The 19,508-nt window shown below is 67.4% G+C and carries 21 protein-coding genes; 12 read left to right on the forward strand and 9 right to left on the reverse strand.

Going from position 1 to position 19,508, the window contains the following annotated elements:
* Nucleotides 1-33: 33 nt before the first annotated feature.
* Nucleotides 34-1,026 carry a zinc-binding dehydrogenase gene (locus ACWPXK_RS23295; protein WP_454198296.1) on the reverse strand — a complete coding sequence of 331 codons (993 nt, stop codon included), beginning with the start codon at nt 1,024-1,026 and terminating at the stop codon, nt 34-36.
* A gap of 582 nt (nt 1,027-1,608) precedes the next feature.
* On the opposite strand from ACWPXK_RS23295, the gene ACWPXK_RS23300 reads away from it, so the two are divergent.
* Nucleotides 1,609-2,115, forward strand: coding sequence for a hypothetical protein (locus ACWPXK_RS23300; protein ID WP_454198297.1), 507 nt, complete (start codon nt 1,609-1,611; stop codon nt 2,113-2,115).
* A gap of 28 nt (nt 2,116-2,143) precedes the next feature.
* On the opposite strand, the gene ACWPXK_RS23305 is transcribed toward ACWPXK_RS23300, so the two are convergent.
* Together ACWPXK_RS23305 and ACWPXK_RS23310 are read right to left on the reverse strand one after the other, a co-directional pair.
* The gene (locus ACWPXK_RS23305; protein WP_454198298.1) at nt 2,144-3,250 is read right to left on the reverse strand and encodes a PDR/VanB family oxidoreductase; all 1,107 of its coding nucleotides are present in this window, start codon (nt 3,248-3,250) and stop codon (nt 2,144-2,146) included.
* Nucleotides 3,247-4,149 (reverse strand): metal-dependent hydrolase, encoded by a 903-nt coding sequence (locus ACWPXK_RS23310; protein ID WP_454198299.1) that lies wholly within the window; start codon nt 4,147-4,149, stop codon nt 3,247-3,249. The genes ACWPXK_RS23305 and ACWPXK_RS23310 overlap by 4 nt, the downstream gene beginning before the upstream one ends.
* A 176-nt stretch (nt 4,150-4,325) precedes the next feature.
* On the opposite strand from ACWPXK_RS23310, the gene ACWPXK_RS23315 reads away from it, so the two are divergent.
* Nucleotides 4,326-5,717, forward strand: coding sequence for a WS/DGAT/MGAT family O-acyltransferase (locus ACWPXK_RS23315; RefSeq protein ID WP_454198300.1), 1,392 nt, complete (start codon nt 4,326-4,328; stop codon nt 5,715-5,717).
* Nucleotides 5,718-5,783: 66 nt separating this feature from the next.
* Here the strand turns inward: ACWPXK_RS23315 and ACWPXK_RS23320 are convergent, their stop codons facing one another.
* Entirely contained in the window at nt 5,784-6,680 is an 897-nt protein-coding gene (locus ACWPXK_RS23320) for an alpha/beta fold hydrolase (protein WP_454198301.1), read from the reverse strand.
* Between the two features lie 91 nt (nt 6,681-6,771).
* Nucleotides 6,772-7,221: a MaoC family dehydratase gene (locus ACWPXK_RS23325; protein ID WP_454198302.1), complete on the reverse strand. Its 450-nt coding sequence runs from the start codon at nt 7,219-7,221 to the stop codon at nt 6,772-6,774.
* 138 nt (nt 7,222-7,359) lie between these two features.
* Here ACWPXK_RS23325 and ACWPXK_RS23330 point away from each other — a divergent pair, with 138 nt between their 5' ends.
* Together ACWPXK_RS23330 and ACWPXK_RS23335 are read left to right on the forward strand one after the other, a co-directional pair.
* On the forward strand, nt 7,360-8,106 hold the full coding sequence (locus ACWPXK_RS23330; protein ID WP_454198303.1) for a glucose 1-dehydrogenase: 747 nt from the start codon (nt 7,360-7,362) through the stop codon (nt 8,104-8,106).
* Nucleotides 8,107-8,382: 276 nt separating this feature from the next.
* Entirely contained in the window at nt 8,383-9,573 is a 1,191-nt protein-coding gene (locus ACWPXK_RS23335; RefSeq protein ID WP_454198304.1) for a lipase family protein, read from the forward strand.
* Between the two features lie 167 nt (nt 9,574-9,740).
* Here ACWPXK_RS23335 and mbp1 read toward each other — a convergent pair whose 3' ends face one another.
* Nucleotides 9,741-9,992: a microaggregate-binding protein 1 gene (gene mbp1 / locus ACWPXK_RS23340; protein WP_454198305.1), complete on the reverse strand. Its 252-nt coding sequence runs from the start codon at nt 9,990-9,992 to the stop codon at nt 9,741-9,743.
* A gap of 219 nt (nt 9,993-10,211) precedes the next feature.
* On the opposite strand from mbp1, the gene ACWPXK_RS23345 reads away from it, so the two are divergent.
* The gene (locus tag ACWPXK_RS23345; RefSeq protein WP_454198306.1) at nt 10,212-10,628 is read left to right on the forward strand and encodes a DUF6010 family protein; all 417 of its coding nucleotides are present in this window, start codon (nt 10,212-10,214) and stop codon (nt 10,626-10,628) included.
* Between the two features lie 206 nt (nt 10,629-10,834).
* Nucleotides 10,835-11,896, forward strand: coding sequence for an NAD-dependent epimerase/dehydratase family protein (locus ACWPXK_RS23350; RefSeq protein WP_454198307.1), 1,062 nt, complete (start codon nt 10,835-10,837; stop codon nt 11,894-11,896).
* A gap of 4 nt (nt 11,897-11,900) precedes the next feature.
* Here the strand turns inward: ACWPXK_RS23350 and ACWPXK_RS23355 are convergent, their stop codons facing one another.
* From ACWPXK_RS23355 to ACWPXK_RS23365, 3 genes are read right to left on the reverse strand one after another with little or no spacing between them, the layout of a single operon-like run.
* Entirely contained in the window at nt 11,901-12,926 is a 1,026-nt protein-coding gene (locus ACWPXK_RS23355) for a sensor histidine kinase (protein ID WP_454198308.1), read from the reverse strand.
* On the reverse strand, nt 12,919-13,623 hold the full coding sequence (locus tag ACWPXK_RS23360; protein WP_454198309.1) for a response regulator transcription factor: 705 nt from the start codon (nt 13,621-13,623) through the stop codon (nt 12,919-12,921). Before ACWPXK_RS23360 ends, ACWPXK_RS23355 begins: the two co-directional genes overlap by 8 nt.
* A gap of 5 nt (nt 13,624-13,628) precedes the next feature.
* Nucleotides 13,629-14,972, reverse strand: coding sequence for a hypothetical protein (locus tag ACWPXK_RS23365; RefSeq protein ID WP_454198310.1), 1,344 nt, complete (start codon nt 14,970-14,972; stop codon nt 13,629-13,631).
* 125 nt (nt 14,973-15,097) lie between these two features.
* On the opposite strand from ACWPXK_RS23365, the gene ACWPXK_RS23370 reads away from it, so the two are divergent.
* The 6 genes from ACWPXK_RS23370 (at nt 15,098) to ACWPXK_RS23395 (ending at nt 19,391) form a co-directional block, all read left to right on the forward strand.
* A complete protein-coding gene (locus ACWPXK_RS23370; protein ID WP_454198311.1) occupies nt 15,098-15,769 on the forward strand; it encodes a glycosyltransferase family 2 protein in 672 nt (223 codons plus the stop codon).
* Nucleotides 15,766-16,434, forward strand: a complete 669-nt coding sequence (locus ACWPXK_RS23375; RefSeq protein ID WP_454198312.1) for a TIGR04282 family arsenosugar biosynthesis glycosyltransferase — start codon at nt 15,766-15,768, stop codon at nt 16,432-16,434. The genes ACWPXK_RS23370 and ACWPXK_RS23375 overlap by 4 nt, the downstream gene beginning before the upstream one ends.
* Nucleotides 16,435-16,511: 77 nt before the next feature.
* Nucleotides 16,512-17,129, forward strand: coding sequence for a methyltransferase domain-containing protein (locus ACWPXK_RS23380; protein WP_454198313.1), 618 nt, complete (start codon nt 16,512-16,514; stop codon nt 17,127-17,129).
* Nucleotides 17,129-18,265 carry a molybdopterin-dependent oxidoreductase gene (locus tag ACWPXK_RS23385; protein WP_454198314.1) on the forward strand — a complete coding sequence of 379 codons (1,137 nt, stop codon included), beginning with the start codon at nt 17,129-17,131 and terminating at the stop codon, nt 18,263-18,265. Before ACWPXK_RS23380 ends, ACWPXK_RS23385 begins: the two co-directional genes overlap by 1 nt.
* Complete coding sequence (locus ACWPXK_RS23390; protein WP_454198315.1) at nt 18,262-18,684, forward strand: hypothetical protein; 423 nt, start codon at nt 18,262-18,264, stop codon at nt 18,682-18,684. The genes ACWPXK_RS23385 and ACWPXK_RS23390 overlap by 4 nt, the downstream gene beginning before the upstream one ends.
* Nucleotides 18,681-19,391, forward strand: a complete 711-nt coding sequence (locus tag ACWPXK_RS23395) for a flavodoxin family protein (protein ID WP_454198316.1) — start codon at nt 18,681-18,683, stop codon at nt 19,389-19,391. Before ACWPXK_RS23390 ends, ACWPXK_RS23395 begins: the two co-directional genes overlap by 4 nt.
* Nucleotides 19,392-19,508: the final 117 nt, after the last annotated feature.

The following is a 19,508-nucleotide window of genomic DNA, read 5'->3' on the forward strand; positions in this document are numbered from 1 at the left end:
CACTACATCGATTCTCCAGATCGGGCGGATTGTTCACACTGTTAACAAAGTCCGCCCTACGGCAGTCCTCGACTCGATGGCGGCATGCGCCCGATCGGCCTGTTCCAGCGGGAACGTCTGACCGATGACGACCTCCAGCCGCCCGGCGGCAACCTCGGCTTGCGCGCGCTCGGCGAGCGCCTGCCAATCGGTGTCTGCGCCGGTGATGTCGAACAGTCCGTATACGGTGATACCACGCGCTGCCGCCTGCTCGTCCAACGAGGCGAATTCACCTGCCGCAGCACCGTATCCGAGGAAGCGACCGCCCTCGGCCGCGGCCGTGACCGCGGCCTCCCCGAGTGCGCCGCCCGCGCCGTCGAGCACCACGTCCACGCCCGCTCCACCGGTCGCGGCGCGCGCCTTCGCCGCCCAGTCGGGCGCGGAATAGTCGACCACGGCGGTCGCGCCGAGCCTTCCGGCGAGTTCCAGCTTCGCGGCGCCGCGTGCGGCGGCGACGACGTTCGCGCCCGCCGCCCTGGCGAGCTGGATCAGCAAAATACCGAGACCGCCGCCCGCCGCGGTGATCAAGACCCATTCCCCGGGCTGAACAGCGGCGCGTTCGAACACCGCGAGCGCGGTCTTGCCGTCGTGTGCGAGCGCGACGGCCTGCGTCATGGTCAGCCCGTCGGGGATCGCGGCCAAGGTTTCCGCCTTGGCGAGCGCTTTCTCGGCGTACCCCCCGATCGGCAAGCCGCCGCCGATACCGCTGGCCGCGGTCGGAGTGGACACCCGCTTGCCGACCCAGGCCGGATCGACATCCGGGCCGACCGACGCCACCACGCCGCTGACCGCGCCGCCGGGCACGTACGGCGGCTCGATCGCGAAGAAGTCCGTCCCCCAGCCACCACGCAGTCGCGTGTCCAGGAACATCACATCGGCGGCCGCCACGTCGACCACCACCTCACCCGGTCCGGCCACCGGGTCCGGCAGCTCACGCACCGCGAGCACTTCCGGTCCACCGAACGCACTGGCCTGCACAGCCCGCATGACTCAACCTCCATCGTTCCTTGCCATCACGAATGAGGACAGCATGGAACCTGAAGTCAGGTTGAGGTCAAATCGTGGGTCAGGACCCGCCACCGCCGCAGCTGCTCCCACCACCACCGCCGCCGCCGCAGCTGGAACTGCTCCCCCCGCCGCAGCTACTGCCGCTTCCTCCGCCGCAGCTACTGCCGCTTCCTCCGCCGCAGCTACTGCCGTGGCTGCCGCCGCCACAGCCGTTCGGATGGCCCGGGTCGTGCCCACCGATCAGACCGGCACCGCCCGCGGCCCAGAACGGGTCGGTGGATCCGCTGTGGTGGTGATGCCCTCCGCCCCGGGATACCTGCCACGGTCCGTTCGGCGGCGGCAGGTGCCGCCTGCGTTGTGAGCGGATGACGACGAGCACCACGATGATCGGAACCGCTATGAGAAGCACCAGCATCATCAGAACGAAAAGAAGGATGAGCGCTTCCATATCGTGTCCTTTCCGGCAGAGCCGGTCCCTCCGTGGTCACGCTCCGCCTACTACGGGCCTGAGCGCCTATGCCCAAACGGTAGTGGTCCACCGGCACGCACGTACAGTGAACTGTGGTGTCATTCAGTTTCCGCAGGCCCCGCGAAATCGACCTGGCGGCCGTCCGCTCCGCCGTCGACGCGCTGGAACTGCCCGACGCCGTGTACAAGACCTGTCCCTGGCAGCCGCGCGAACTGGTGGACAAGGGATTACGGCAGTGGCTGCTCTGCTGCGGCGCCGCCATGCGCGACGACAAGGTGATCGGCATGCCGTCGCACGCGGTAGACGAGGCATGGCACGGCTTCATCTTGTGCACGAAACGCTACGCGGACTTCTGCACGAAGGCCTACGGCCGCTTCCTGCACCACTTCCCCGAAGGCGCCGGTCAGCCGGACAATTCGCACGGAACCATGGACGAGCAGCTCGGCCGCACCGTGGTGGCGTGGTCGTTCGTCGCGGCTCCGGACGAGGAATGCGTGCTGTGGGACCTTGATCGCCGGGTCGGTGTCGAGCACCCGTGGGGCATCGAAGCAGAGCGAGTCCAGGCCATCGAGGCCGAACTCGCCGCGACGCGCGGTTGACCGCCGACCGCCCCGGCGCTTCCCGGAGTCACAGATCGAGTACGAGTCGCCCGCCCTCGGCACGGGACACGCAGACGAGCATCTCGCCCGCCTCGTGTTCGGCATCGGTGAGCACGCTGTCGCGGTGGTCCGGTTCACCGGCCAGCACACGGACCTTGCAGGTCCGGCAGAAACCCTGCCTGCACGAGTACGGCCGGTCGGGCCGGGTCTGCAGGATGGTGTCGAGCGCGGAACGGTCGGCGGCGACCTCGACGACCTCTCCGGTGGAGGCGAATTGGATCTCGAACGGCGTGCCGTTCACGATCGGCGGCGGCGAGAAGCGCTCGGAATGCAGTTCTATGTAGGGTATTTCGCGCACGGCGTCGGCGATCAGCGTGATCATCGGCACCGGTCCGCAGCAGTAGACCGCGGTGTCGGGCCCGACTCCGGGCAGCAAGGCGGCGGCATCCGGGAGCCCCTGTTCGTCGTCGGTGCGCACGATGACGCGGTCGCCGAAACCCGCGATCTCGTCGAGGAACGGCAGGGTGTCGCGGCTGCGTCCGGTGTACACCATCGACCACTCGATCCCGAGACGGTGCGCCAGCCTGGCCATCGGAAGGATCGGCGTGATGCCGATGCCGCCCGCGACGAAATGCAAACGGGCAGCCGGAGATCCGTGGCCGGGCACGGCGAACGGGAACGCGTTGCGTGGACCGCGCACCACGATCGGCGCCCCGACCGGCAGGGCGTCGTGCACCTCCACCGAACCACCGCCGCCTTCCGGGATGCGGCGCACCGCGACCCGATAGGCGCGGGTGTCGGCGGGGTCGCCACACAGCGAATACTGCCGCAGCCTGCCGGAAGGCAACTCGAGGTCCACGTGGGCGCCGGGCCGCCACGGTGGCAGCACGCGCCCGTCGGCCGCGGCCAGCCGCAGGCTCACCACATCCTGGTCGTGCGCCTCGATCCGCCGTTCGGTCACGACCAAGGCGAGGCGGTGATCGTCCGCTTTCGGACGCGGATCGCGCCGGTTGACCAGCGTGGTCCAGCGCAGCCGCGCGGAGGCCACCGCGTCGACCACGCGCACCGTGCGGTCGCGAGCACGCTTGCCGAACAGGTCCGCGGGCAGCTGGTCGGGAACGGGCCGCACAGTCACGAGGCGATCGCCTGGGCGGCAGGGGATTTGGCCAGGTACGCCACCGCCTGCGCCGTGGAGCCGACCGAGTCCGGGTTGTAGCCGGGCTTGAACGTGCTCAACGCACTCCACAGCAGCGAGGGCACCCCGGGCAACGCACCGCGCCACATCGCGCCGAAAACCCGTGCCAGCAATCGCGGATAGCCCAGATCGGGCAGCTCGGGGTCCTGGTGGACCAGGAACTTGGTGCCGCGCAGCACCAAGGTCAGGAAGATCGGGAACACCAGCGTCATCAGTCCCGCCCGCCGCAGATAACCGGCGCCGAAGTACACCGCCACGTCGTGTGCGACATGGCGATGCTCGACCTCCTCGGCGCCGTGCCAGCGGAACAGGTCGGCCATGCGCGGGTCGGCGTCGAACCGCTCCAGATCCGCGTTGAGCACCCAGTCGCCGAGATAGGCGAAGAAGTGCTCCAGGCAGGCGATGAAAGCCAGCCGCTCGATGAGCACCTGCCGTCGCGCGACCCCGTCGGCATCCCGGGGACCGAGCGTGCGGCGGAACAGATACTCGGCCTGCCGCAGATACGGCTCGGGATCGATGCCGTGGACGGCGAGCACCTCGTGCAGAACCTTGTCGTGGGTCTCGGCGTGCATCGACTCCTGACCGATGAAGCCGAGCATCGCCTCGCGCAACTTGTCGTCGTGCACGTAGGGCAGCGCCTCGGCGTAGGCGGCGCAGAACATGCGCTCGCCCTCGGGCAGCAGCAGGTTCAGCGAGTTGATCAGGTGCGAGGCGATGGGCTCGGCGGGCATCCAGCGCAGGGGCGTGCCCGCCCAATCGAACCGCACGTTGCGGGCATGCAGCGCGACCGGTCCAGGGTCGGTATCCGGACGTCGCCCAGCCCTGCGAAGTAGCTTCATCGGTACTCCTCGATCCCTCGCTCGTCACGCCGACGCACGATTCCTACGCCTTCGTAGCAAGGATCATACACATATATAGAACTTTCAGTAACACACAAACTACCCTACGGTGAGGCAACCTCGCGGCATTCCGGTTTCAACCGGATATCTAGAACGCGTTCTAGTAGGCTTTCGCTATGGAACGATTGACCGGATTGGACGCCAGCTTCCTCTACCTGGAAACCGGGACCCAGCATCTCCACGTCTGCGCGCTGCTGATCCTCGATCCGAGATCGGCGGACTACTCATTCGACACCTTCAAAGCCGAACTGGGCAGGCGGCTTCCGCTGATCCCGCAGATGCGCCGCCGCGTGTACGAGGTGCCGTTCAACCTCGACCATCCCGTCTGGGCGGAGGACGAGAATTTCGACCTCGACTACCACGTCCGCAGGATCGCGATCGCCGCGCCGGCCGGACACCGCGAACTCGCCGAGCTGGTCGGGGACATCGCCAGCCGCCCCATGGACCGCGACCGCCCGCTCTGGGAGATGTCGGTGGTGGAGGGCCTCGACGACGGCAAGGTGGCGGTGATCTGCAAATACCACCACGCCGCCGTGGACGGCATCACGGGCGCGAATCTGATGATGCATCTGTGCGATCTGGAACCCGGCGCCACCAAGCCGGTGCCCGACGAAGAGTGGCACCCCGAACCGAAGCCGAACGACTGGCGCCTGCTGATGGAGGCGGTGGTCAAGTTCCCCACCAAAGCGGGCATTCTGGGCATGGTGCCGAAAACCGTCGGCGTGGTCGCCGGTTTCGCGCAGCGCCGCCGACAGAACAAGACCGGCATGGCCATACCGTTCTCCGCTCCGCGCACGCCGTTCAACCTCGCCATCACCCCGCATCGCGCCGTCGCGTTCACCGATGCCGAACTCGACGCCGTCAAGGAGATCCGCTCCGCGTTCGGGGTCAAGGTGAACGACGTTCTGCTGACCGTCGTCGCCGGCGCACTGCGCGCCTATCTGGAACGGCACGACGAACTTCCGGATCGTTCGCTCATCGCGTCGGTCCCGGTGTCGGTGCACGACTCGACGCGGCATACCGCGGGCATCAACAAGGTGTCCACGCTGTTCGCGCGGCTCGGCACCGATATCGCCGATCCGGTGGAACGCTTGCACGAGGTGGCCGAGGGCAATCGCGGGGCCAAAGAAGAACACGAACTGATCGGCGCCGATTTCCTGCAGGACTGGTCGAAATATGCTCCGCCGAACGCATTCCGGCTCGCGGCACGCATGTACTCGTCGCTGAAGCTGGCCGAGATGCACCCCGTGGTGCACAACCTGGTGGTGTCCAACGTGCCCGGCCCTCCGATGCCGCTGTACTTCCTCGGCATACGCGTGGACGCGATGTACCCGTTCGGGCCGGTGTTCCACGGTGCAGGGCTGACCGTGACCGTGCTGTCGAACAACGACAAACTCAACTTCGGCTTCATCGCCTGCAAGGAACTGGTGCCCGACATCGCGGAGCTGGCCGACGCCGTTCCCGGCGTGGTCGCCGAATTGCTCTCGGCGGCACGGGCATCCGCTTGATCGCCCGGCCCTGTTCGCCACCGCCGCCGGACACGGTCGCTTCAGCCGAACACCATCCGGGCGGAGTCAGATCTTCGCGGCGACCGCCTCGCAGGCTTCGAGCAGCACGGGCACGAATCGGTCGGCCTCCAGCACGCAGGACGCGTGCCCGGCCTCGACCACGTGCGTGCTCGCCGCGGGAATCATGGTCGCCAGCTCCACCTGCCGGGAGACCGGGATCGCCCGGTCGCGCGTGGTGATCACCACGGCCGTCGGCATGGTCAAGCTCGACAACCACGCGGTCGCGTCGAAGCGACCGACCTCCGCCACCACCTGGGCGAGCGCCCATCCGCTGGTGCTGCGGAATTCCCCGAGCGCCCAGCGGTCCAGTCGTCCGGGCGGCCAGGTGATCTCCGGAAGCTCCGGCAGGCGGCAGGCAAGCTTCTCGGCGCGCCGGTAGGAGTACGGGCCGACCGCGGCGGCGATGGCGCCGAACGTCCGGTGGAAAGCCTTCTCCCGCAGGGTTTCCTGGAACCGATAGGGCGTCGCGCAGAGAACGAGACCGCTCACCCGGTCCGGATGGCGATGTCCGGCGAGCAGGCTCACGATGCCGCCCAAGGAGAATCCCGCGCATATGGCGCGGTCCACCTGCAGCGCGTCGAGGACGGCCGCCACATCGTCGGCGCAGTCCTCCACCGTGAACCGCTCGGAGCGGATACCGCGCCCGTGCCAACGCTGGTCGAACAGGATCACCCGGTACCGCTCGGCCAGCGCCGCCAGCGACGGAAACCAGGTGAGATACGCGGTGCACGCCGTGGCGTGCAGCAGTACCAGAACCGGCGCGCCCTCCGGCCCGGGGATGTCCACCACGTAGGTCCGGCCTCGCCCCGGCAGCTCGACCAGGCGACCACCGGGTACCTCGGCGATGTCCGGCACCCGGAGACGTCCACCGAACCGCGCGACACGTCGGGGCGAGTTCGTCACGGACACCTCCGGGGCCGAAAAATAGAACACGTTCTATACCAGCATGGTACAACGGCGAACGGAGTGGCCGGACCGCGCTACCGTCCAGCGGTCACGCCAGGACGCGCACCACGGTCTCCGCGACGCAGACCGGCTTGTCGCCGCCCTCGCGCTCGACGGTCACGGCGAGCGTCACCTGCAAGCCGCCGGACACCTCCTCGACACTCGCGATCCGCGCCCGGCCTCGGATGCGAGAACCCGAGGGAACCGGTGCGGGAAAACGGACTTTGTTCACGCCATAGTTGATTCGCGCCGCCGCGCCGGTGATCCGGAAGATCTGCCCGATGATCGGCGGAAGCAGCGACAACGTCAGATAGCCGTGGGCGATGGTGGTGCCGTACGGCCCAGCGGCGGCGCGCTCGGGATCGACATGGATCCACTGACGATCCTCGGTCGCCTCGGCGAAGGCGTCGATACGCTGCTGATCGATCTCGATCCAGTCACTCGCGCCCAGTTCGGCACCCGTCGCGGTCCGCAGCGTTTCCATCGTGAAGTCGGTCATTCGACGAACCCTAGGCCGGGCCCGTCGCACTCGCATGAGGGTTTCCGGCCGCGGGTCGGGTCACCGCGCCGGATGCGCCGGGCACGCGGCGCAATCTGTAACGTGTTTCAGAAGAGTTCGAGAGACGGAGGTATCGCGATGGGGCGATTGACCGGAAAAGTGGCGTTGATCAGCGGCGCGGCGCGCGGCATGGGCGCGGCGCACGCCAGGGCGCTGGTCGCCGAGGACGCGCGCGTGGTGCTGGGCGACGTGCTCGACGACGAAGGCGCCGCGGTCGCCGAGGAACTGGGCGACAAAGCGGTCTACATCCACCTCGACGTGCGCGAACCCGACGACTGGCGCAAAGCCGTCGCCGAGGCGGTGAGCCGGTTCGGGTCGTTGAGCGTGCTGGTGAACAACGCGGGCATCGTGAACGGCAACCTGCTCGTCGCGTTCGAGCTGGCCGAATGGCAGCGGATCATCGACATCAACCTGACCGGCACATTCCTCGGCATGCAGGCCGCGACACCGGCCATGACCGAGGCGGGCGGCGGCTCGATCATCAACATCTCCTCCGTCGAGGGCATGCGCGGCAGCCCTGGCCTGCACGGCTACACGGCCACCAAGTTCGCAGTGCGAGGGCTCACCAAGTCCACCGCACTCGAGCTGGCGCAGTATAAGATTCGGGTGAACTCGGTGCACCCCGGGCTGATCCGGACGCCGATGACCGAGAACATCCCCGCGGACTTCCTGCAGATCCCACTCGGCCGCGCCGCCGAACCGGCCGAGGTCTCCGCGCTGGTGACGTTCCTGGCCAGCGATGAGTCGTCGTATTCGACGGGGGCGGAGTTCGTCATCGATGGCGGTCTGACCGTAGGCATTCCGCACAAGAGCTTCGACAGCTGAACCTGGCCGCCGGCCCTGACGCCGGTCACTCAGCGCCAGAGTCGCGCGTACGTGAAAGCTTCCCGTTGCCAGGGCCATTCACCCGTTCGGGCTTCCCGCCCGCTCGACAGCTCGCCTCGCCGCCGCCGAACGGCGCGGCTACCTCGGCTTTTTCCGCTGGTCCCCTACAGTGACCAGGTCCGGGCACCGGTCGCAGGCGATCGGTATTCGGAGCATTCGACTTCAGCAGCACCGTCCCGGAAAGCACGTAGTGATGAATGGGAGTCGACGAACGCCATGCTTCGATCAGGTATCGCCATCGCCGCGGCCCTGCTTTTCGCGATTTCCCCGTCGGCTGCCGCGCAGCCGATCTATCCGGCACCGGACCCTGATCCGTTCTATGCCGCACCGGCGGGCCTGGACCGCGCCGCGCCGGGCGAGGTCCTCGCCGTCCGGCCGATGCCAGGACTGCTCACGTTCCCCGGCGCGACGGTCACGATGATCAAGTTTCGCTCCAGCAATTCCGCGGGCAGGCCGATCGCGGCCACCACCACCGTGCTGACGCCGCCGAATCACGCCCCGGGCGGGCCGCTGCTGTCCTATCAGCACATCATCAACGGCCTGGGGACCCAGTGCGCGGTGTCCCGCGTGCTCTACACCAACGACCCCAACCTCATGGTGCGCGAAGCACCCGCGTTGAACGCTGTGTTGCTGCGTGGCTGGTCGGTGGCTCTGCCCGACCATCTCGGCCCGACCAGTGCCTATGGCGCGGCGAAACTGGGCGGCATGATCACCCTCGACGGCATCCGCGCCGCGCGACGGGTCGCGGAACTGGGGCTGGCCGACAGTCCGGTCGCCATGCTCGGCTACTCCGGCGGCGGCATGGCGACCGCCTGGGCTGCCGCGCTCGCGCCGGCCTACGCGCCGGAACTGCCTCTCGTCGGCGCCGCCGCTGGTGGGGTGCCGATGAACCTCGTCACGATGATCGACGGCCTCGGCTACACGCGGCATGCGGCCTTCGGCCTCGCCTTCGCGGCGGCGATCGGCCTGGAACGGGAGTACCCGGCACAATTGCCGATCAGTGATCACCTGAACTCGTTCGGCATGGCGGTCCGGGATCGGATAGCCAACAGTTGCACCAACGAGATCCTGCTGGCGGGCGCTGGGCGCAACGTCATGGACGTCGCTACCTCGGTTTCGCTCGTCAATGACGAATCCGCACTCGGGGTGCTCGAGGAGAACAGCCTGGAACTCTTTGATGGCATCCCCACCACGCCGATCTTCCAGTGGCGCGCAGTGCACGACGGACTGGTCCCGGTGGCGTCGGTCGACAGCACGATCCGTCGGTATTGCGCTGCGGGAGTCCGGCTCCAATACGAGATGCTGCCGAGCCCGGATCATTTGTCCACCGCGGTGTTGGGGGTGCCGTCGGCGCTCGGTTGGCTCGATGACCGGTTCCACGGTGTGCCCGCGCCGAGCAATTGCTGATCATGCGGGACAACGCGATGACCGACGGCTGTGGAATTTCCATGTCGCAGACCATATTCAGGGTGGTTCCGCGCTTGCGGATCTCATGACGGCCCGGTGGCAGCAGATCGCCACCACCGGGAACGGGCCGTTTCGCCCTACCGCCGCATCGGATCTCGCAGAGAAGGCTAGGCGTTCTTACCGCTCTCGAACGCGCCCTGCCGCGCCTCGTCGACATCGGCTTCCGCACGGGCCTTTTCGGCCTCGGCTTCCTTGCGCGCCGCCTCCCGCTCGGAATCGGCCTTGTCCTGCTGCGCTCGACCCTCTTTCTTCAGGTCTTCGTCGCCGGTAACGACGCCCGCAGCTTCCTTCGTCTTGCCCTTGATGTCCTCGACGACACCTTCGACAGCTTCCCGAGGTCCGCTCTGATGCTCCGGCATCACATACCTCCCATTCACTTATCGGCTGACACCCGCCGCATACCCGCACCCGTCCCGCTCAATCACCCTGTGACCGCCGCCACCGGGGCGCGCACATGGCACTTCGGTGGCGAGTACCCGTTGGAACGTGGCATTAATGCCACTGGGAGGCCACAAGAAGGCCGGATAGCTTCGGATCTCGACTGGTAATGGCCTGTTGCACGAGGAGTCGGTTCGACAATGAATTACATCGCGCCGGTAGCGATCGGCATCCTGTACGCGCTGGTGATGTCTTTGATCCGCGAACCACACCGGCGCCAGTTCAACGCCATCATGGTCGCCGGTGCGGGTGCCGCCTACCTCAGCGGCGGCGGATTCGGCGGCTGGGAATTCCTGTTCACCGCCGTAGTGACCTACTGCGCCTACCGCGGACTGCAATCCTGGACATTCATCGGCATCGCATGGCTCCTGCACACCGCTTGGGACCTGCTGCAGCATTTCAAGGGGAACCCCATCATCCCGTTCGCCCACGACTCGTCCCTGGGCTGCGCGATCTGCGACCCGGTCATCGCCCTGTGGTGCTTCCGCGGCGGTCCATCGCTTTTCTCGTTTCGCGGCAAGGCAGCGGTGCCTGATCTCGGACAAGCAAAATGCTGAGGGAGACCGCTGTGACGAAAGTGTGACGCCGCGGCGTGGATGGTGTCGCCGAGGGTGTCGGTCCGGCACGATCGGTGCATGCCAAGAGCCCTTTTCGTGATCACTCGCCGTGCTGCGCGGGTGCACATGAGCGAGCGTCAGCGAGTGAACCGAAGACACCGCACGTTGCGGCGCACGACGGGGCCGAGCACAGGGAAGGTGCCGTCGTGAGCCGCGTGCTGTTGACCGGCGCCGCCGGGTTCATCGGGTCCCATGTTCACCGCGCGCTGACCATCGCGGGACATGAGGTCGTCGCGGTGGATCTGATGCTGCCCGCCGCCCATGGGCACGAGGCGCGGACTCCGGACGACGTGCGGCGACTGGATGTCCGCGACGGCGATGCGTTGGACGGCGTGCTCCGCGGCATCGACGTCGTGTGTCATCAAGCTGCGGTTGTCGGTGCCGGTGTGAGCGCGCAGGACGGGCCAGCCTACGCCAGTCACAACGACTACGGGACCGCCGTGCTGCTGGCCGCGATGGCTCGTGCCGGATGTCGGCGGCTGGTGCTGGCGTCGTCGATGGTCGTGTATGGCGAAGGCCGCTATCACGGCGGGCGCTGTGGTCCGGTCGAGGTCGGCGTTCGCCGTGTCGACGACCTCGATAACGGCATATTCGAGCACCGCGATCCGGACACCGGCGAAATCCTGTCGTGGGTTCCGGTCGGCGAGGATTCCCCGCTGCGTCCGCGAAGCCTTTACGCGGCCAGCAAACTGGCCCAGGAGAACTTCGCGACCGCATGGGCATCGGCGACCGGATCCAGCGTGACCGCGCTGCGCTACCACAATGTCTACGGCGACGATATGCCGAAGGACACGCCCTATTCGGGGGTCGCGGCGATCTTTCGTTCGGCCTTGGAGGCCGGGCAGCCACCGCGGGTGTTCGAAGATGGCAGGCAAGCACGGGATTTCGTGCACGTCACCGACGTCGCCGCCGCGAACCTCGCCGCCGTCGAACAGCCGCTGGCCGGATTCACACCACTGAACATCTCCTCCGGGCAGCCGATCACCATCGGCGAGGTCGCCGCGACGCTGGCGGCCGCACGAGGCGGACCGGCGCCGGTGGTGACCGGACGTTATCGGGCCGGAGATGTGCGGCATATCGTCGCGGACCCGAACCGCGCCAGGCACGCCATAGGTTTCGCGGCACAGGTAGATCCGATCAGTGGCCTGACCGAGTTCGCGTTCGCGCCGCTCCGGTCCACCGCTGGGGTCGGCGCGCCCACGGTGTAGTGCTTCAGTTGCCGGAGAGCGGCAACCGAACCTCGAACCGGCAGCCTCGTTCTCGGTTCTGGGCGGTGATGTTCCCATGATGGGCCTCGACCAGTCCCGCCGCGATCGCCAACCCCATGCCGCTTCCGATCGGCACTCCGCTCTCCGCCACCGGCGAACGAGCGGCCGTCCCGCGGTAGGCGACCTCGAAGATGCGCGGCAGATCATCCGGGGCGATCCCAGGGCCGGTGTCGTCCACCCGAGCCCATGCCTGCCCCTCGGAGATTCCCGCCGAGATCGCGACCTCACCGCCCGGCGGCGTATGCGCGATGGCATTGGAGACCAGATTCGTCAGCACCCGTCCGAGTGCCCGGTCACTGGCCGTGACCACGATCCGATCGGCCGGCTGCTCGGCGCGCAACGCCACCTGCGCCCGCTCGGCGGTCGGGTGGTTGGCGGCCAGCACCTCATCGATCACCTCGCGCAGATCGACCGGCTCTAGCTCCAGCCGCAGCGCTCCCGCGTTGATCTTCGACATCTCGAACAGATCGTCCACCATCCGCGAGAGCCGATCGGTTTCGCAGCCGATCTGCTCGGCATAACGCGTCACATCGGCCCCGCCGGTCACGACACCGTCCGACAGCGCTTCGGCCATCGCGCGGATACCGGCCAGCGGCGTCCGCAGATCGTGGCTGACCCAAGCCACGAGCTCACGGCGCGAACGCTCCGCGGCCCGCTCTTGCTCACGGATTTCCTTCTCCCAGACGGTCTTTCGCGCCTGCTCCCGCCCGAGCAGGACAGCGGCCGGTACCGTCACCGCCGCGACCACGGCCAACACGAGGGCGTTTCGCTGGAATTCATGGGTGAACATCAGCCCGCTCACTCCCACGATTCCCGCCAGCGTGGCGAGCGTGGGAATCAACACCAGTACCGCCATGCTGGTGGTCAGCGAGCGATTGCTGGTGGCGCGCAGAATGATCGCGCCGATCAGCACCACCGGTATCGAGCAGGCCAGCGCGTAGCCGACGATCTGCAAACTGTCCTCAGGCATCGCTGTCTCCGTTTCCGGCCTCGCTGCGCGCCCACGCATATCCCCGCCCCCACACCGTTTCGATGCGGTGCTGGTCGCCGAGCTTGCCGCGTAACCGTTTGATGTGCACGGTGACCGTGGACAGGTCACCGAAATCCCAGCCCCAGACCCGGGCCAGCAGTTCCTCCCGGCTGAACACCTGGTGTGGATGCCGCAAAAGGAAGACCAGTAGATCGAATTCCCGTGGTGTCAGTTCCACCGGCGACCCGTCCACGAGTGCCAGGCGATTGGCCGGACGCACTTCGACGGCTCCGTCCCGCAGGACCGGATCACTGTTGTCGCGCACCACTTGGGCGCGCCGCAGCACCGACGCGACACGCAGCGCGAGCTCACGTGGACTGAACGGCTTGGTGACGTAGTCGTCGGCCCCGGCCTCCAGGCCCAGCACCCGGTCGTCTTCCTCACCGAGCGCCGTCAGCAGGATGACCGGCATGTCCGGCCGCGGCCCCGACCTGATGGCCCGGCAGATTTCGATGCCGTCCGGGGCGGGCATCATGACGTCGAGCACCGCCAGTTGGACCGGATCGCCGGGATCGGCGAGCGCGGCCAAGGTCGCTGGGCCATCGGCGGTTTCACGCACGATCAGACCATCGCGCTCGAGGTAGCGCCGCACCACCTCTCGCACTACCGGGTCGTCGTCCGCGATGAGAATGCTCATGGATATCACCAATTGGTCAGGATGAGATGGACCAGCAGCAAGGTGCCGAGCGCCTGCACCGCGAGCCAGGCTCGCGCCGAGGACCGAGGCAAGAAGGCGGTCGCCACCAGCAGCCACATATCGAACGGTAACCAGATGCGCTCGGTCTCCGCTTTACTCAGCCCGCTGACATCGGCGGCCAGGATGGCGCACAGCGCTGCGGCCACGAGCAACGACGCCGGTTCGAGTGCGCGCAGCCGTGTCCACGCCAGCCCACGGTGGGCAGCGGCGCAGGTCGCCAAGCCGACCGCGCAGACGGTCGCGGCGAGATTGCCCCACCACCAGTAGGCATAGGACCGCTCCGTAGCGATGCCCTGGTAGTACCGCTCGACCACGAGGTGATAACCGTCGAGCCACCAAAATCCGGCGACAGTGAAGGCTGCCGCCACGGCGAGCGCACCCGCGGTAACGGGTAGCAGCGGCCGAGCCACCCGGCTCGAAACCACCACGGCAACAGCGAGTATGGCGATCAGTACCAGCCCGTAGCTGAGATAGATACCGAGGCCGAACAGGACCCCGGCGCTCACGCCCGCGACCGGACTGCCGCCGGGCCGGCAGGCGATGGCGAGCAACGCGACCGCCCACGCGGTGATGCCGGCGAACATCGCGTCCGCCGAGACCGCGATCCACAGCGCCGCGGGCGCGAGGACCAGGAACGGCAACGCGGCCCGCGCCCGATCCTCGGCGCCCAGCGCCCGCAACGCCACCGCGACGGCCACGACCGCACTACAGCCGATGACCATGCAGACCAATCCCGCCCAGGCACCGCCGCCGAGACCGAGCCGGTCCAGCAGCACGAAGAACAGCAGCGCGCCGGGCGGATGCCCGGAAACATGTGTGGTCCATGAATCCGGCTGGAAGTCGAGAATGCGCCCGGAAAACCCGCGCAGCATGACGGGGATGTCGGTGACGCCGCCGACCTCGTGCAGGTATTCGTTGGAATCGGTGAGGCGCCCTGCGAATCCCCGTTGCCAGCCGTCGACCATGGCCAACGAAAATGCCCAGGCGACCGCGACGCTCCAGGCGGTAACCAGCAGCCGCCGCCACGGCAGGCGCTCTGCCAGCGCCGGGCCTCGAGTGACCACGAGCGCCGCGACAACAACGGCGGGCACTGTGCCCCATCCCGCATGCGGCTGCCAACTGCCGAAAATCGGCGCCGCACCCGCATACAGCTTTGCACGCCATTGTTCGCTGGCAATACGCGGAATCAGGAAAGCCGCGGCGAGCAGTACTGCGGCGATAGCGGCGGCAGCTATGTCGCCACGAATCGGGTTCCGTAGCCGGGGCGCGGACTCGGCAAGGTCTTGCACGGGTCAAACGATAGGTCAACACCCGGGCAGTTATCCCTGTTCGAACGGCCTTTTCCGAGGCCGTCACTGTTTCGTCACAGGTTTTTCGGTGCCATTGACGGCGCAGCGGCTTAGCGTCTGAAAATGTGACCGAAACCCATGCTGAGCCGGACGGTGTAACCGTGGTGATTCCGTGCCGGGACGAAGCTGAAGCGTTGCCAGCGGTACTCGCGGCCATCCCCGACGGATATCACGCGGTCGTAGTCGACAACGGCTCCATCGATGACACCGCGGCCGTTGCGCGAGTACGCGGCGCGACCGTGGTCCGTGAGGACCGGCCCGGGTACGGGGCCGCCGTCCAGGCAGGCATCGGGGCGGCCCGCACCGAATTGGTTGCGGTGCTCGACGGCGACGGGTCGATGGACCCGGCCGACTTGCCGGGACTGGTCGACCTGGTCCGTGACGGCGCCGATCTCGCGGTCGGCAGGCGACGGCCCGTCCACGCACGGGTCTGGCCGTGGCACGCACGACTGGGGAATCGCGTCATCGCGGCCCGGCTGCGCCGCAAATACGGTTTGCCCGTGCACGATATCGCCGCGATGCGGGTGGCCCGGCGCAGCGCTCTGTTGTCGCTCGGCCCGCTGCACGAGCGGTCCGGTTATCCGCTGGAACTTCTCGTGCATGCCTCCGCGGCAGGATGGCGCGTCATCGAGCGCGATATCACCTACCGCCCGCGCACGGGTGGCGTATCGAAGGTTTCCGGCTCGATCCCCGGAACACTGCGCGCCACCATGGACTTCTTGGCGGTGCTGCGATGACCTCCGGTGCCACCCTGCTGGTGCTGGCGAAGGCCCCCATCGCCGGGTTCGCCAAGACCAGGTTGACTCCGCCGCTCACACCACGGGAGGCGGCGCTGGTCGCCGCGGCTTCGCTGCTGGACACTCTGGAATCGGTACTGCGCAGCGAGGTAGCCCACCGCGTCGTCGCCTTCACCGGGAATCTCGGTGCAGCCGAACGCGGACCCGAAATTGCCCGGATGCTGGACCGATTCAGCGTGATCCCGCAGCGCGGCGCGGACTTCGGCACACGCCTGGCCAATGCGCACGCCGACGCAGCGCGATTCGGCGCACCCGTCCTCCAAATCGGGATGGACACGCCGCAGATCGGCCCCGATGTACACACCTGCGCCGCAGCGCAATTGGCGGGCGGCGAGGCCGCCGTGCTCGGCCCGGCCGCGGACGGCGGCTGGTGGGCGCTCGGCCTGCCGACACCGCAGCCGGCGCGCATGCTCGCCCAGGTCCCGATGTCCACGAACCGCACCGGCGAGCTGACCCGCGCTGCCATGCTGTACTGCGGATTACAGGTCGACCACCTACCCCTGTTCAGTGACGTCGACAGCTTCGACGACGCCGTCCGGGTAGCGGCCGACTCCGGTGGGCGGTTTGCCGACACCATCCACCGCATGGGGCTGGTACCACGGTGAGCCGCAATATCTTTCGGCAATCAGGCCGCCGAGATGCACAGCGGCAGGACTGCGCCCTCGGTCTCTTCGATCAGGCCATGACCGGCGCGGAATGCTGGATGCGCACGGCAGACGGCGACCGTCATCGGCTGCCGACGCGCCGCTGGCTCGGACATCCGGATACCACCGACCGCCGCGCGGATGCCGCCATTACCCACTATTGCGACGGACCGACTCTCGATCTGGGCTGCGGACCCGGCAGGCTCGTGGCGGACTTGCTGCGACGAGGCGTGATCGCCCTCGGCGTCGATATTTCGCCGATGGCTGTCGCCGTCACGCGCTTTCGCGGCGCCCCTGCGTTGCGGCGAGACCTCTTCGGGTACTTGCCCGGTGCGGGGCGCTGGTCATACGCGATCCTCGCCGACGGCAATATCGGGATCGGCGGCGACCCGCAACGACTGCTGACCCGCTCAGCGGCACTGCTCGCCAGCGGCGGCGTGGCGATCGTCGAATTCGATCCTCCCCATACGGGTTTCGACCTCCGACCGATCCGTCTGGAAACCCGGACGCGAGTGGGCGCCTGGATGCCGTGGGCCCGCGTCGGCATCGACCATGCGCACGAGTTGTCCACGGCCACCGGCTTCCGCGTCATCACGACAGCAGCGGTCTCCGGACGATATTTCGCCTGGCTACGCCGCCTTCCGGAGGCGGGGTGATGGTAGTGCGCAAGCCCGGGTCGATCGGGATATCCAGCGCCCGCGGACCGGAAGTGGCGAGCCGAGTCGGCCTCGCACTCGGCACGGCCATCACGATCTGCTTCGTGACGGGCATGCTGAGCCATTGGATCCAGCATCCCCCCGCTTGGTTCTGGTGGCCCGCCAATCCGGTATGGCTGTACCAGGTAACTCAAGGCGCCCACGTCATCTCCGGGGTCGCGGCGATACCGCTACTGCTGGTCAAACTCTGGGCGGTGTACCCGAAGCTGTTCCAGCGGCCGGTGATCGGATCGCCGCTGCGGATACTGGAACGTGGATCCATCGCCCTGCTCGTCGGTGCGACGATATTCGAACTGTCCACCGGATTGTCCAATATCGCTCAGTACTATCCGTGGAAGTTCTTCTTTCCCACCGCGCACTATGCAATGGCATATATCGTGCTCGGTTCGCTCGCCGTGCACGTCGCGGTGAAGCTGCCGGTCATTCGGGAAGCGCTGAGCGGTCCATTGGATGAAGCGGATCCGGAACAGACCGCCCACCGACATGTGTCGCGGCGCGGGGTGCTGAATGCTGCCTGGGTGGCAGCGGGCGTGGCAGTCGTAGCCGTCGCCGGACAGACGGTGCCATTCCTGCGCTGGGCATCCCTGCTGGCACCCCGTAGCGGCGAGGGACCCCAGGGGGTTCCGGTCAATAGATCGGCCGCCGCGGCCGGGACCAGCGTGGCGGCACGGGATCCCGGCTACCGGTTGACGGTGACGGTCGGCGAACGCAGTCGCCAGTTCACCCGAGCCGAATTGCTCGCACTGCCACAGACCTCCGCCCGGCTTCCGATCGCCTGTGTCGAAGGCTGGAGCGCCTCGGCCGAATGGTCAGGCGTCCGGCTGCGGGACCTGCTGGCCGCGGTCGGGTCCTACCGGGGCGGAGATATCCGGTTGCGGTCTCTCGAAACCGGCGGCATCTACAACAGTTCGGACCTCCCGCAACGCCATGCCCTCGACGCGAACACGCTGGTCGCGCTCGCGATCAACGGTGAGACGCTCGACCTCGACCACGGCTACCCCTGCCGATTGATCGCCCCCAATCGGCCCGGCGTGCTCCAGACGAAGTGGCTGTCGACGATCGAGGTGCTGTCGTGACCATCGTGCGAACCCTGCTGGCCCTGACCGGTGTATCGCTCATGTGGTACGCGATCACCTTGCTACTCGAGTTCGACTCCGAAGGACTGCTGTCGATCGCGCTGTGGTTCGCGGCCGGGATCCTGCTCCACGACGCGGTTTTCGCACCGCTGACCGCGATGGTCGGCCTCGGTGCCCGGCGGATCCTGCCACGCTCCTGGTGGGCAGCCGCCGCCTGCGGCGCGGTCTGCACCGCCGCGTTGCTGCTGATCGCCGCCCCTGTGCTCGGCCGCGGTCACGCGGCACCCGACAACCCGACCATTCTCGACCGAAACTACCCCGTCGGCCTCGCGACACTCCTGACCATTACCTGGCTGCTCGTCTTGGCCGCCAGCGCAAAACATCGACGGAAACCCCCAACGAACACGTCCGGGAGATGATCATGACCAGCTTCGACGACCTGCGCGCCCTCTTCATCAACTGCACACTCAAGCGCTCACCGGAACGAAGCAATACCCAAGGACTGATCGACCTCAGCGCCCACATCATGGAAAAGAACGGCGTCCAGGTCTCCCACATCCGCGCCGTCGACCACGACATCGCGCCAGGCGTCTGGCCGGATATGACCGAGCACGGCTGGGCCACCGACGAGTGGCCCGCCCTGCAACGCCAGGTCATGGATGCCGACATCCTGGTGCTGGCGGGACCGATATGGTTGGGCGACAACAGTTCCGTCACCAAGAAGGTCATCGAGCGGCTCTACGGCAATTCGTCCATCCTCAACGAACGCGGCCAATACGCCTATTACGGCCGGGTCGGCGGCTGCATCATCACCGGCAACGAGGACGGCGTGAAGCACTGCGCGATGAACATCCTCTACAGCCTCCAACACCTCGGCTACACCATTCCGCCACAGGCCGACGCGGGCTGGATCGGGGCGGCGGGCCCGGGACCGTCCTACCTGGATCCCGGTTCCGGTGGACCGGAGAACGACTTCACCAACCGCAACACCACATTCATGACCTGGAATTTGATGCATGTGGCCCGAATGCTCAAAGACAACAATGGAATCCCAGCACACGGCAACCAGCGTTCAGAGTGGGACGCCGGCTGCCGCTTCGACTTCGAGAATCCCGAACACCGGTAGCAGCTCTGTCCTTCAGGCGAACATCCGCTCGCCCCCCTCGCCCGTGAGGCGTTCTCGCCCGGCGCGTCGGCCGCTCCGCCCATCGCAGTACGGCCGCGACCGCCCTGGTGCGGCCGA

Source organism: Nocardia sp. Marseille-Q1738, assembly GCF_965283145.1.

Coding starts and splice junctions, on each gene's coding strand:
- ACWPXK_RS23295 (WP_454198296.1), bottom strand. CDS start 1,026: ATGCGGGCTGTGCAGGCCAGTGCGTTCGGTGGACCGGAAGTGCTCGCG.
- ACWPXK_RS23310 (WP_454198299.1), bottom strand. CDS start 4,149: ATGAAGCTACTTCGCAGGGCTGGGCGACGTCCGGATACCGACCCTGGA.
- ACWPXK_RS23315 (WP_454198300.1), top strand. CDS start 4,326: ATGGAACGATTGACCGGATTGGACGCCAGCTTCCTCTACCTGGAAACC.
- ACWPXK_RS23325 (WP_454198302.1), bottom strand. CDS start 7,221: ATGACCGACTTCACGATGGAAACGCTGCGGACCGCGACGGGTGCCGAA.
- ACWPXK_RS23330 (WP_454198303.1), top strand. CDS start 7,360: ATGGGGCGATTGACCGGAAAAGTGGCGTTGATCAGCGGCGCGGCGCGC.
- ACWPXK_RS23335 (WP_454198304.1), top strand. CDS start 8,383: ATGCTTCGATCAGGTATCGCCATCGCCGCGGCCCTGCTTTTCGCGATT.
- mbp1 (WP_454198305.1), bottom strand. CDS start 9,992: ATGCCGGAGCATCAGAGCGGACCTCGGGAAGCTGTCGAAGGTGTCGTC.
- ACWPXK_RS23345 (WP_454198306.1), top strand. CDS start 10,212: ATGAATTACATCGCGCCGGTAGCGATCGGCATCCTGTACGCGCTGGTG.
- ACWPXK_RS23355 (WP_454198308.1), bottom strand. CDS start 12,926: ATGCCTGAGGACAGTTTGCAGATCGTCGGCTACGCGCTGGCCTGCTCG.
- ACWPXK_RS23360 (WP_454198309.1), bottom strand. CDS start 13,623: ATGAGCATTCTCATCGCGGACGACGACCCGGTAGTGCGAGAGGTGGTG.
- ACWPXK_RS23375 (WP_454198312.1), top strand. CDS start 15,766: ATGACCTCCGGTGCCACCCTGCTGGTGCTGGCGAAGGCCCCCATCGCC.
- ACWPXK_RS23380 (WP_454198313.1), top strand. CDS start 16,512: ATGACCGGCGCGGAATGCTGGATGCGCACGGCAGACGGCGACCGTCAT.
- ACWPXK_RS23385 (WP_454198314.1), top strand. CDS start 17,129: ATGGTAGTGCGCAAGCCCGGGTCGATCGGGATATCCAGCGCCCGCGGA.
- ACWPXK_RS23395 (WP_454198316.1), top strand. CDS start 18,681: ATGATCATGACCAGCTTCGACGACCTGCGCGCCCTCTTCATCAACTGC.